The sequence below is a fragment of the Streptomyces sp. NPDC059989 genome (assembly GCF_042736975.1).
Classification (GTDB): domain Bacteria; phylum Actinomycetota; class Actinomycetes; order Streptomycetales; family Streptomycetaceae; genus Streptomyces.
In genome coordinates, this window is sequence record NZ_JBHWUO010000023.1 from 16327 (window position 1) to 27693 (window position 11367).

Sequence of the window (11367 nt, forward strand, 5' to 3'; positions counted from 1 at the left end):
CCACTCCTCGTCTCGTCTCCCAGAAGAAAGGGACGGATAACCGGTGTCGACTCCGTTCTATGTGTCACCCCAGCAGGCCATGGCCGACCGGGCGGAATACGCCCGGAAGGGCATCGCCCGCGGTCGCAGCCTTGTCGTGCTGCAGTACGCCGACGGCATCGTGTTCGTCGGCGAGAACCCGTCCCGTGCGCTGCACAAGTTCAGCGAGATCTACGACCGGATCGGCTTCGCGGCCGCCGGCAAGTACAACGAGTACGAGAACCTGCGGATCGGCGGTGTGCGCTACGCGGATCTGCGCGGATACACCTACGACCGTGACGATGTGACGGCCCGTGGGCTGGCGAACGTGTACGCGCAGACGCTCGGCACGATCTTTTCGAGTGCCGGCGAGAAGCCGTACGAGGTGGAGCTGGTCGTCGCCGAGGTCGGGGCGACCGCGGCGGGCGATCAGATCTACCGGCTTCCGCACGACGGGTCGATCGTGGACGAGCACGGCTCGGTCGCGGTCGGCGGCAATGCCGAGCAGATCAGCACCTTCCTCGATCAGCGTCACCAGGACGGGATGACCCTGCCCGACGCGCTGAAGCTGGCGGTGCAGGCGTTGTCGAGCCAGGCGAACGGCGCGGACAAGACGATTCCGGCCGAGCGGCTGGAGGTCGCGGTGCTGGACCGGACGCGGGCGCAGCAGCGCAAGTTCAAGCGGATCCGCGGCCGGCAGCTGGCGCGGCTGCTGGAGGCAGACGTTCCGGCGGCGGCCCAGGCGGACGCCGTGTCGAACGACGAGGCGCCGGAGGACGACGCCGAGTAGGAGCGGTTCAGCGAGGGGCCCCGGTCTGCCGTTCTCGGCGGGCCGGGGCTTCGTCGTGTCAGCGGTGGTCGGGGGCGGGTCCGGAGGAGTCGCGGACGACGAGCCGGACGGGGATGTCGGGGGCGGTCCAGGAGGAGCCGTCGAGGACGGCGAGGAGGGCGGTCATGCCCTGTTCGCCGACGCGTTCGGCGGGGAGCCGGACGGTGGTGAGCTCGGGTTCCACGGCCGTGGCGAGGGCGAGGTCGTCGAAGCCGGTGACGGAGAGGTCGTCGGGGACGCGCAGGCCGAGGCGGCGGGCGGCCTTGCAGGCGCCGGCGGCGAGGATGTCGTCGTCGCAGACGACGGCGGTGGGGCGGGTGCCGGGTGCCGCGAGGGCGGCCTCCATGGCCGTACGGGCGCCGTCCACGCTGAGCGGGGCCCGTACGGTGCGCAGCTCGGTGCCGGGTCCCAGGAGGGCGCTCAGGGCTTCGGCGCGGACCTCGAAGGTCCAGGAGTCGACGGCGGAGGCGAGGTGGAGGAAGCGCCGGTGGCCGAGGGCGAGGAGGTGTTCGGTGACCTGGCGCATGCCGTCGGCCATGGCGAGGTTGACGTGGGCGGCGGCGGTGCCTGAGGTGGGGTCGCTGTCGAGCATGACGAGGGGGAGTCCGTCGCCGCCGAGGGCGTGGAGGGCGTCGGCGGCCATGGAGGAGGCGATGACCCCGTCGAGGGCGGCGCGGGCGGAGGCGAAGGGGTCGCGGGCGGGGCCGGTGCCGTCGGGGGAGGGGTAGAGGACGACGCCGAAGCCGTGTTCGGCGGCGACGCGGGCGGCGCCGGTGTAGACGCGGGCGAAGAACTCGTTGGTGAGGGCGGGGACCACGAGGAGTGCGGTGCGGGTGGAGCCGAGGCGGAGGTTGCGGGCGGCGAGGTTGGGGCGGTAGCCGAGGGTGGTGGCGGCTTCGCGGACGAGGCCGGCGGTGCGTTCGGAGACGCGGCCGCGCCATTTGTCGCCGAGGACGAGGGAGACGGTGGCCTGGGAGACCCCGGCGGCGGTGGCGACGTCCCGGCTGGTGGGTCTCGTCACAGGGGGCTCCTGAAGTGCAAGGTCGGCGGGGTGGGCGCGGTCGGTGGGGTGGACCCGTGACCTGCGGCCATGGTACGTATGACCCGTCACGTTATACGTATTACCCCGGTGGTAGCCGGGCAGAAGGGGGCGGACATGGCCGCGGGATACGCGGAGCTGCTCAGGACCAGGCACGCCGCGAGGCTGCTGGTGGGCACGCTCATAGGCCGGCTGCCCAACGGCACCGCGCCGATCGCGATCGTGCTGTTCACCCGGGCCGAGGGCGGCAGCTACAGCCTGGCGGGGGCGCTGGCCGCCGTGTACGGGGTGGCCAACGCGGTGGGGCAGCCGCTGCTCGGCCGCGCCGTGGACCTGTACGGGCAGCCCCGGGTCCAGCTGCCCGCCGCGCTGGTATCGGCGCTCGGGATGGTGTGGCTGGCCGTGGCGGGCACCGGGTCGGCGGTGGCCGCGTACACCGCGGTGGTCGTCGCGGGGCTCTTCACGCCGCCGCTGGAGGGAGGGCTGCGGGCGCTGTGGCCGAGCGTGCTGGGCGGCAAGGAGGAGCGGGTGCACGCCGCGTACGCGATGGACGCCGTGGCCCAGGAGGTCATGTTCACCGTCGGGCCGCTGCTGGTGACGCTGTTCGTGGCGCTGTGGTCGCCGGCCGGTGCGCTGCTGGCGCTCAATGCCATCGGGGTGCTGGGCGCGCTGTCGGTCGTGGTGTCCGAGCCTTCGCGCCGGTGGCGTTCGGAGCCGCGGGAGGCGCACTGGCTGGGCGCGCTGCGTTCGCGTGGTCTGCTGGCGCTGCTCGGGGCCTTCTTCTTCGTGGGGACGGCGCTGGGGTCGATCACGGTGGCGGGCGTCGCGTACGCCGACGACCACGGGGACCAGGCGGTGTACGGCTGGCTGATGGCGGCGCTGGGGCTCGGTGCGCTGATCGGCGGTGTGGCGTACGGGGCGCGCCGGTGGACGGGCGCCCCCGAGCGGCGGCTGCGGGTGCTGGTCGCGCTGCTGGCGCTGTGCTACCTGCCGCTGATGCTGACACCGGGCCCGGTGGCGATGACGGCGCTGACGGCGCTCGCGGGCGTGTTCCTGGCGCCGGCGATCGCGTGTGCGTTCATCGTCGTGGACCGGCACGCGCCGGCGGGGACGGTGACGGAGGCGTTCTCGTGGCTGGTGACCTTCTTCGGGGTGGGGGCGGCGATCGGTACGGCGGTGGCCGGTCCGGTGGTGGAGCTGGGCGGTACGGCGGCGAGCTTCGGGGTGGCGAGTGCGGCCGGGGCGGCGGCGCTGCTGGTGCTGACGGCGACTCAGCGGGTGCTGGCAACTCCGGGCCGGAGCCGGGCGGTGGCCGGTTCGGCGGACGGGGTGTCAGAGGGTGCTGCACAGGGGTCGTCCGAGGTCGGGTCCGAGGTCCCGTCGGCGGGCTGAACGGGGGCCGATCGGCGGATCCGTGCGGGCTTCCGCCGGTGCGGTTCGCCAAACTGATCGAAACGGCGCTCTCGAACCCGGTTTCAGAAGAGGGCAGAAGGCGTAATGTTCAGTCATGGACCGCCGCATTTTCGGGCTGGAGAACGAGTACGGCGTCACGTGCACGTTCAGGGGACAGCGCCGACTGTCTCCTGACGAAGTGGCGCGCTACCTCTTCCGCCGTGTTGTGTCATGGGGCCGCAGCAGCAATGTCTTCCTGCGGAACGGCGCCCGCCTGTACCTCGACGTGGGTTCGCATCCGGAATATGCAACTCCCGAATGCGACAACGTGACCGAACTGGTCACGCACGACAAAGCAGGCGAGCGCATTCTCGAAGGACTGCTCGTCGACGCCGAACGCCGCCTGCACGAGGAGGGAATCGCGGGCGACGTCTACCTCTTCAAGAACAACACCGACTCGGCGGGCAACTCGTACGGCTGCCACGAGAACTACCTGGTGGCCCGGCACGGGGAATTCTCCCGCCTGGCGGACATTCTCATTCCGTTCCTTGTCACGCGGCAGCTGATCTGCGGCGCCGGCAAGGTGCTCCAGACCCCCCGGGGCGCGGTCTACTGCGTCAGCCAGCGGGCCGAGCACATCTGGGAGGGCGTCAGCTCCGCCACGACCCGCTCGCGGCCGATCATCAACACCCGGGACGAGCCGCACGCGGACGCGGAGCGCTACCGCCGTCTGCACGTGATCGTCGGCGACTCGAACATGTCCGAGACGACCATGCTGCTCAAGGTCGGGGCCACCGATCTGGTGCTGCGCATGATCGAGGCGGGCACCGTGATGCGGGACCTGACCCTGGAGAACCCGATCCGGGCGATCCGCGAGGTCAGCCACGACATCACGGGTCAGCGCAAGGTGCGCCTGGCGAGCGGCCGGGAGGCCTCGGCGCTGGAGATCCAGCGGGAGTACTACGACAAGGCCGTGGACTTCGCCGAGCGCCGGGGCATCCGTACCGGCGTGGTGGACCAGGTGCTGGAGCTGTGGGGCCGGACCCTCGACGCGATCGAGGCGGAGGACCTGGACCGGATCGGGACCGAGATCGACTGGGTCATGAAGTACCAGCTGATCGAGCGGTACCGGGCCAAGCACAACATGACGATGTCCAATCCGCGGGTGGCTCAGATAGACCTCGCCTACCACGACATCCACCGCCGGCGCGGGCTGTACTACCTGCTGGAGCGCAAGGGGCAGGCGGCGCGGATCTGCAACGACCTCAAGATCTTCGAGGGCAAGTCGGTGCCCCCGCAGACGACGAGGGCGCGGCTGCGCGGCGACTTCATCCGGCGCGCGCAGGAGCAGCGCCGGGACTTCACGGTCGACTGGGTGCACCTGAAGCTCAATGACCAGGCGCAGCGGACGGTGCTGTGCAAGGACCCGTTCCGGTCGGTGGACGACCGGGTGGAGAAGCTGATCGCGGGCATGTAGCCCGCACAGAAGTGCACAGTGTGACATCGCACCGATCTCGGCCGGGGCCCCGTACGCATCTCGTACGGGGCCCTGCGCACGGCTTAGAGTGGCGACGACCGCCTTGCCGTCTGAGATCTGAGGAACACGTGCGCCGACTTGCCGGCCTGCTGGTCGTACCCCTTCTGCTGCTGACGACAGCAGCGTGTGGCGACGACAGCGGCTCCGACTCCGCCCAGATGAAGAACGGGGTGCCCGCGATCACCAAGGGCGCCAAGTTCGGGGAGACGCCCACCCTGTCGAAGGGGAAGGGCACGCCGCCCAAGGAACTGAAGGTGGAGACCGTCAGCGAGGGCACCGGCCCGGCGCTGAAGAAGGGCGACATCGCCCAGGTCAACTACCTCGGCCAGGTGTGGGACGGCAAGGCGCCGTTCGACCAGAGCTTCGGCAAGGGCAAGCCGTTCGACGTCACCATCGGCGCGGGCGCGGTCATCAAGGGCTGGGACCAGGGCCTGGAGGGCCAGAAGGTCGGCAGCCGTGTCGAGCTCGTGATCCCGCCGGCCCTCGGCTACGGCGAGCAGGGCTCGGGCGACAAGATCAAGCCGAACGCCACGCTGGTCTTCGTCGTGGACATCGTCAAGGGCACCACCGTCCCGGCCTCGGCCACGGGCAAGGAGGTCGCCCAGGACAACAAGGACCTGCCCAAGGTCGGCACGAACACGGACGGCAAGGAAGTCTCCGTGGCCGTCCCCAAGGACGTCGCCGCGCCCGCCAAGCTGGTCTCGAACTACGTCCTGGAGGGCGACGGCGCGGCGGTGAAGGACACCGACAATGTCGTGGTCAAGTTCAACGGCAAGACCTGGAAGGACGACAAGACCTTCGAGAGCACCTACACCAGCGACACCACGGTCACCTGGCCCATGGAGCAGCTCTCGGTCAAGGGTCTGAAGGAGGGCCTGATCGGCAAGAAGGTCGGCACCCGCATCCTGCTGGTCATCCCGCCGGACCAGGGCTTCGGGGACAAGGAGCAGGGGACCATCCCGGCCAACTCGACGCTGGTCTTCAGCCTCGACATCCTCGCGGTGATGTAAGACTGTCCCGGTTGTCCCCCAGTTCGTACGTATGAGGAGCAGTTCCGTGAGCAACGAGCTCAGCAAGCCCGAGATCGACTTCCCCGAGGGCGAGGCCCCCAAGGACCTCGTGATCGAGGACATCTGGGTCGGCGACGGCGCCGAGGCCAAGAAGGGCGACCGGGTCTCCGTCCACTACGTGGGCGTGGCCTTCTCCACCGGTGAGGAGTTCGACGCCTCCTGGAACCGCGGCTCCGCGCTCCAGTTCCAGCTCGGTGTCGGCCAGGTCATCTCCGGCTGGGACCAGGGTGTCCAGGGCATGAAGGTCGGCGGCCGCCGCAAGCTCGTGATCCCCGCGGACCTCGCCTACGGCGACCGTGGCGCGGGCGGCGCGATCGCCCCGGGCGAGACGCTGATCTTCGTCTGCGACCTGGTGAAGGTCGGCTGATCCGGACTTCCGCGATCGATCGAGGGGCCCCTGCCGTCCGGCGGGGGCCCCTCGCTTTTGTCCGGGCGCGCCGGGGCGGTACGGTCAACGGTCACGAGTGTGTGTCGAGAGCGGGGGAACGGCGTCGATGGCGATTGCCAAGGCCGAGCGGCTGATGAATCTGGCGCTGTGTCTGCTGGGGACCCGCCGGCCGCTCAGCAAGCGCGAGTTGCGCGGTTCCATCGAGGCCTACCTGGAGGCCGGCAACGACGAGTCCTTCAACCGCATGTTCGAGCGGGACAAGGACGATCTGCGCGAACTCGGCCTGGTGATCGAGACGGTGGAGAACCTGGAGGGCGAGACCGGCTACCTGGCCCGCCGGGACAGCAACCGGCTGCCGCCCGTCTCCCTGGACGCCGAGGAGGCCGCCGCCCTGGGCCTGGCGGCCAAGGTCTGGCAGCAGGCGCGCCTCGCGGGCGCGGCCAGCGGCGCCCTGCAGAAGCTGCGCGCGGGCGGGATGCCGGAGGCCGGGGACCCGTACGAGGGCCAGCACAGTGCCATCGAGCCGCGCATCCCGGTCCACGAGGCGGCCTTCGAGCCGCTGATGCTGGCCTGCCGGGACCGGCGGCCGGTGGTGTTCGACTACCGCAAGTCCACGGCCGCCCGGCCCGAGACCCGGCAGGTGGAGCCCTGGGCGCTGGAGTGCTGGCGGGGCCACTGGTACCTGGCCGGCTTCGACCGCGACCGCGGGGCGGAGCGGGTGTTCCGGCTCTCCCGGATCACCGGCAAGGTCCGCTCCCGCGCCGCGAAGTACACCGCCGAGGTGCCGGACGTGGTGACCGTACGGGAGACCGTGGCGAGCTGGGCGGGGGAGAGCGCGGACCGCTCCGCGCGGATCCGGCTGCGGGCCGGGGCGGGCTACCCGCTGCGGGCCAAGGCCACCTCCGTGCGCGAGGGCGGGGACGGCTGGGACGAGCTGGAGATCCCGTACGGGCACGGGCTGGACGCCTGGCTGGTGGAGTTCGGCCCCGACGTCGTGGTGGTGGAGCCCGCCGACCTGAGGGCCGACGTGGTGGACCGGCTGCGCGCCGTCGCCGCGGGCTGACCGGGCCGTACGAGGACTCACGGGGGCCGGGAGCCCCCGTAAGAGCGGGCGGGATCCCGCGACCGCACCAACCGAAAAGCACGCCCTGAGGGGGAGACGTACGAGCATGGCCGCCAACGCCATCGATCAGACGCGCCGGATGCTGTCCCTGGTGACGTACCTGCGCGAGCGCCCGGGCGCGCACGTCGCCGACGTCGCGCGGGCCTTCGGGATCACCGAGGACGAGCTGATCTCGGACCTCGACGTGCTCCCCATGTGCGGGACCAGCTTCCGGGGCGGGGACCTCCTCGACATCGACACCGACGGGGAGCGCATCTGGTGGCGCAATCCCGACGCCTCGGGGGAGTCCACCGCCGAGCCGCTGCGGCTGGCCGCCGACGAGGCGACCGCGCTGCTGGTCGCCGCCCGCGCGGTGGCCACCCTGCCCGGGCTGCGCGAGGGCGACCGGGACGCGCTGCTGCGGGCCACCGCCAAGCTGGAGGCCGCGGCGGGCGAGGCCGCCGGGGCCAGCTCCCGGCTGTCGGTGACCTTCGAGTCCGAGGGCGGGGTCTTCGCCGACGTCGACCGGGCCATCGCCGAGCGCCGGCGGCTGTGGCTGCGCTACTACTCGCCCGCCCGGGACGAGCTCACCGAGCGCAAGGTCGATCCGATCAGGCTCTTCGCGGTGGGCCACACGTACATGGAGGGGTGGTGCCACCTTTCCGAGGCGCGCCGCACCTTCCGCCTGGACCGGGTGGCCGAGATCCGACTGCTCGACGAGCGGGCCGAGCCGCCCGCCATCGAGCCGCGCGACCTGTCCGAGGGCCTGGTCCAGCCGGCCGCCGAGGACCCGGAGGTCGTGGTCGAGGTGGGGCCCGGCGGGCGCTGGGTAGCCGAGTACTACCCGCACGACAGCGCCGAGGAGCTGGACGGCGGCGGACTGCGGATCACGCTGCGCAGCCCGGACCCGGCCTCGCTGCGCCGGCTCGCGCTGCGGCTGGGCCGCGAGGGCCGGATCGTGGCCCCCGCAGAACTGGCGGAAAGTGCGCGGAGCGCCGCTCGAGAGGCACTCGCGGGGTACGGGGAACAGGTCTAGAGAGAGCGGGGAGCGATGTCTCGACCACCATCGGGGCCCGGGCCGGGGCAGGCCTCCGGCTCGCGGGCGCCGGCCACGTCGGGCGCAGGGGCGGCCGGGCCGGTCAGCTTCAAGGCCTCCTGTCCCGACTGCCGCGCCGGCTTCGAACTGGACGCGGGCGCCCTGAGACTGGTCATCGGGGGCAGCCGGCGGACCACCTTCTACTCCTTCACCTGTCCCGAATGCGGCGCGGCCGTCCGCAAACCCGCCGGTGAGCGCATCGTGGAACTGCTGACCGGCGGGGGCGTGAGCACCCTGCGCAGCATCTGAGGCGGCCGGTGGCCTAGGCTCGTCCCATGCTGTGGCCGATGCTCGCAATTGCCCTGGGCTTCCTCGGGGTCGCCGTCCTCGCCGTGCTGGCCGTACGGGTCTACGTGGAGGTGCGCAGGCTCTCCGGCCAGGTGGCGCGGGCCGGCCGCCGGATCTCGGACGCCTCCGGGGACCTGGAGCGGGCGGCCGCCGACCTGGCCCGCGCGGGCCACAACCTGCGGCCGTAGCCGGGCTCCGTGCAATCGGAGGTACCCCGGGGGATTGCCGGGCGTTTACCCCCGGGGGTTACGATCCTTGCCTGAGCGGTTACCGGATCTCTGTCCGAACCGTCCAGAGCCACCACAACCAGCCGCTTCGGTGAGAAGGAAGACACACATGATCGGCAATCTGAAGCCCCTTGAGATCGTTCTGATCATCGCTGTCATCGTGCTGCTCTTCGGTGCCAAGAAGCTTCCCGAGATGGCCCGTTCGCTCGGCAAGTCGGCCCGCATCCTCAAGAGCGAGGCCAAGGCCATGAAGAAGGACGGCGAGAACGAGGACGCGGCCAACGCGGCTCCGGTCGCCGACCAGGCCCCGCAGCAGCCCGTCGCCCCGCGCACCATCCAGGCCGCGCCCGGTGACGTCACCAGCTCCCGGCCCGTCAACGAGCCGAACCGCACCACCCAGGGCTGACCCCAGCCGGACGCGCCAGTCATCTGCAACGAGACAAGGGACGTGGGTTGCTCAAGTCTGCCCGCAAGCAGGAGAAGCGAGAACGACAGGCAAAGGACGCCGAAGGGCGGATGCCTCTCGTCGAGCACCTGCGTGAGCTGAGAAACCGCCTGCTGAAGTCGGTCCTGGCGATCATCGTGATCACCGCCGTGGCCGCCTTCTTCTACAGGGACATCATCAACTTCCTGTTGCAGCCGATGCTGGACTCCGTCGGCTGTAAAAACGGTGTGGTGACCCAGCGCAACGGCCACCCCTGCGCCGACATGACCGTGAACGGCCTCATCTCGGCGTTCTCGATCGCCCTGAAGGTCTCGCTGATGGCCGGTGTGGTGCTGTCCGCGCCGGTGTGGCTGTACCAGCTGTGGGCGTTCGCCGCGCCGGGGCTGCACAACCACGAGAAGAAGTACGCGCGGAGCTTCGTCGCGGTGGGTGCGCCGCTGTTCGCGGCGGGCGCCGTGCTCGCGTACAAGATCCTCCCGCAGACCGCGACGATCCTGCTGGAGTTCACCCCCGATCACGCCCGCAACCTGCTGCCGGTCGACGACTACCTCGACCTCGTGGCGCGCATGGTCATCGTCTTCGGCCTGGCCTTCGAGCTGCCGCTGCTGCTGATCCTCCTCAACTTCACCGGGGTGCTGACCGCGAAGCGGCTGGCGAGCTGGTGGCGCGCCATGGTCCTCGGCATCACGGTCTTCTCCGCGTTCGCGACGCCCACCGGCGACCCGCTGACCATGCTGTCGCTGGCCGCCCCGATCGTGGCGCTGTACTTCGTCGCGCTCGGCGTGTGCCTGCTCAACGACCGCAGGCGCCGGCGCAACGACCCCGACGCGGGGCTGGACGACGACGAGGCCGCCGAGCTGGACCTCACCCCGGCGCCGATTGGCGAGATGGAAGCGGTCCCCGCTCCCGCCGCGCTCCCCGGGCAGGCCGACGGCGGCCGTGAGCGGATCAACGGTTACGACGACGCGACCTGACAGGTAAGTTCTCCCCCAGCTACCGCTGGGAGGTGCCCCCCGGGCATGAGTTCCGAGATCACGCTCTTCGTCAATCCCACCGCGGGACGCGGCCGGGGCGCGCACGCCGCGCAGCCGGCCGCTTCCGCGTTGCGGGCCGCGGGCTTCTCCGTGCGGACCGTGGTCGGCACCGACGCCCCGGACGCCCTGGCCCGGCTGCGCGCCGCCGTCCGCGAGGGCACCGGCGCGGTGATCGCGGTGGGCGGTGACGGCATGGTCTCCCTGGCGCTCCGGGCGCTGGCGGGGACGGACGTGCCGCTCGGGGTGGTCGCGGTGGGTACCGGGAACGACTTCGCGCGGGCGCTGGGGCTGCCCGTACGGGAACCCGCGCGGGCGGGCCGGCTGGCCGCCGGGGCCCTCAAGGAGGGGCGGATCCGGGAGATCGACCTCGGCCGGGTGCGGGACACCTGGTACGGGACCGTGCTGTGCTCCGGCTTCGACTCGCGGGTCAACGACCGGGGCAACCGGATGCGGCTGCCGGCGGGCCGGTTCAAGTACGACCTGGCGATGATCGCGGAGCTGGCCGCCTTCCGGCCGTTCCCGTACCGGATCACCCTCGACGACGGCCCGGTGATCGAGACCGAGGCCACGCTGGTGGCGGTGGGCAACAGCTCCTCCTACGGCGGCGGGATGCGCATCTGCGCGGATGCCGCTCCCGACGACGGGCTCTTCGACGTGGTGATCGTCGGCGACTGCAGCCGGACCACGCTGCTTAAGGTCTTCCCGCGGGTCTACAAGGGCACGCACCTGGGCCACCCGAAGGTGACCGTCCACCGGGCGCGCAAGATCACCCTGGAGGCCGCCGGGCTCACCGCCTACGCGGACGGGGAGCCGGTGGGGCCGCTTCCGGTGACCGCCGAGTGCGTTCCCGGGGCCCTCCGGCTGCTCACTTAAATGATCGCGACTGTTGTCAGAGGTGGCGG

General features: G+C 71.3%; 13 protein-coding genes. 12 read left to right on the plus strand and 1 reads right to left on the minus strand.

The features are described from left to right. Positions 1-43 precede the first annotated feature (43 nt). A complete protein-coding gene (gene prcA / locus ACFWBN_RS21355; protein WP_329387563.1) occupies positions 44-808 on the plus strand; it encodes a proteasome subunit alpha in 765 nt (254 codons plus the stop codon). Positions 809-866: 58 nt separating this feature from the next. Here prcA and ACFWBN_RS21360 read toward each other — a convergent pair whose 3' ends face one another. Continuing rightward, entirely contained in the window at positions 867-1868 is a 1002-nt protein-coding gene (locus tag ACFWBN_RS21360; protein WP_385178465.1) for a LacI family DNA-binding transcriptional regulator, read from the minus strand. 135 nt (positions 1869-2003) lie between these two features. On the opposite strand from ACFWBN_RS21360, the gene ACFWBN_RS21365 reads away from it, so the two are divergent. From ACFWBN_RS21365 to ACFWBN_RS21415, 11 genes are all read left to right on the plus strand, one after another. After that, on the plus strand, positions 2004-3278 hold the full coding sequence (locus ACFWBN_RS21365; protein WP_385178466.1) for an MFS transporter: 1275 nt from the start codon (positions 2004-2006) through the stop codon (positions 3276-3278). Positions 3279-3393: 115 nt separating this feature from the next. Further along, the gene (gene pafA / locus ACFWBN_RS21370; RefSeq protein WP_073920416.1) at positions 3394-4755 is read left to right on the plus strand and encodes a Pup--protein ligase; all 1362 of its coding nucleotides are present in this window, start codon (positions 3394-3396) and stop codon (positions 4753-4755) included. Between the two features lie 128 nt (positions 4756-4883). Continuing rightward, complete coding sequence (locus ACFWBN_RS21375) at positions 4884-5825, plus strand: FKBP-type peptidyl-prolyl cis-trans isomerase (RefSeq protein ID WP_385178467.1); 942 nt, start codon at positions 4884-4886, stop codon at positions 5823-5825. Between the two features lie 31 nt (positions 5826-5856). Then, positions 5857-6252, plus strand: a complete 396-nt coding sequence (locus tag ACFWBN_RS21380; protein ID WP_385178468.1) for an FKBP-type peptidyl-prolyl cis-trans isomerase — start codon at positions 5857-5859, stop codon at positions 6250-6252. A 127-nt stretch (positions 6253-6379) separates the two neighbouring features. Beyond that, positions 6380-7336, plus strand: a complete 957-nt coding sequence (locus ACFWBN_RS21385) for a helix-turn-helix transcriptional regulator (RefSeq protein WP_385178469.1) — start codon at positions 6380-6382, stop codon at positions 7334-7336. Positions 7337-7442: 106 nt separating this feature from the next. Beyond that, a complete protein-coding gene (locus ACFWBN_RS21390) occupies positions 7443-8411 on the plus strand; it encodes a helix-turn-helix transcriptional regulator (protein ID WP_385178470.1) in 969 nt (322 codons plus the stop codon). 15 nt (positions 8412-8426) lie between these two features. Next, positions 8427-8720 carry a hypothetical protein gene (locus ACFWBN_RS21395; RefSeq protein WP_385178471.1) on the plus strand — a complete coding sequence of 98 codons (294 nt, stop codon included), beginning with the start codon at positions 8427-8429 and terminating at the stop codon, positions 8718-8720. A 26-nt stretch (positions 8721-8746) separates the two neighbouring features. Then, the gene (locus ACFWBN_RS21400; protein WP_385178472.1) at positions 8747-8947 is read left to right on the plus strand and encodes a hypothetical protein; all 201 of its coding nucleotides are present in this window, start codon (positions 8747-8749) and stop codon (positions 8945-8947) included. 148 nt (positions 8948-9095) lie between these two features. Then, on the plus strand, positions 9096-9392 hold the full coding sequence (gene tatA / locus ACFWBN_RS21405) for a Sec-independent protein translocase subunit TatA (RefSeq protein ID WP_385178473.1): 297 nt from the start codon (positions 9096-9098) through the stop codon (positions 9390-9392). 47 nt (positions 9393-9439) lie between these two features. Continuing rightward, positions 9440-10405: a twin-arginine translocase subunit TatC gene (gene tatC, locus ACFWBN_RS21410; protein ID WP_385178474.1), complete on the plus strand. Its 966-nt coding sequence runs from the start codon at positions 9440-9442 to the stop codon at positions 10403-10405. A 45-nt stretch (positions 10406-10450) separates the two neighbouring features. Beyond that, a complete protein-coding gene (locus ACFWBN_RS21415; protein WP_385178475.1) occupies positions 10451-11338 on the plus strand; it encodes a diacylglycerol kinase in 888 nt (295 codons plus the stop codon). Positions 11339-11367 lie beyond the last annotated feature (29 nt).

Bases quoted from the DNA above. Each gene is read 5' to 3' on its own strand.
- ACFWBN_RS21365 (WP_385178466.1), top strand. From the start codon at position 2,004: ATGGCCGCGGGATACGCGGAGCTGCTCAGGACCAGGCACGCCGCGAGG.
- ACFWBN_RS21395 (WP_385178471.1), top strand. From the start codon at position 8,427: ATGTCTCGACCACCATCGGGGCCCGGGCCGGGGCAGGCCTCCGGCTCG.
- pafA (WP_073920416.1), top strand. From the start codon at position 3,394: ATGGACCGCCGCATTTTCGGGCTGGAGAACGAGTACGGCGTCACGTGC.
- ACFWBN_RS21380 (WP_385178468.1), top strand. From the start codon at position 5,857: ATGAGGAGCAGTTCCGTGAGCAACGAGCTCAGCAAGCCCGAGATCGAC.
- ACFWBN_RS21385 (WP_385178469.1), top strand. From the start codon at position 6,380: ATGGCGATTGCCAAGGCCGAGCGGCTGATGAATCTGGCGCTGTGTCTG.
- tatA (WP_385178473.1), top strand. From the start codon at position 9,096: ATGATCGGCAATCTGAAGCCCCTTGAGATCGTTCTGATCATCGCTGTC.
- ACFWBN_RS21390 (WP_385178470.1), top strand. From the start codon at position 7,443: ATGGCCGCCAACGCCATCGATCAGACGCGCCGGATGCTGTCCCTGGTG.
- ACFWBN_RS21415 (WP_385178475.1), top strand. From the start codon at position 10,451: ATGAGTTCCGAGATCACGCTCTTCGTCAATCCCACCGCGGGACGCGGC.
- ACFWBN_RS21400 (WP_385178472.1), top strand. From the start codon at position 8,747: ATGCTGTGGCCGATGCTCGCAATTGCCCTGGGCTTCCTCGGGGTCGCC.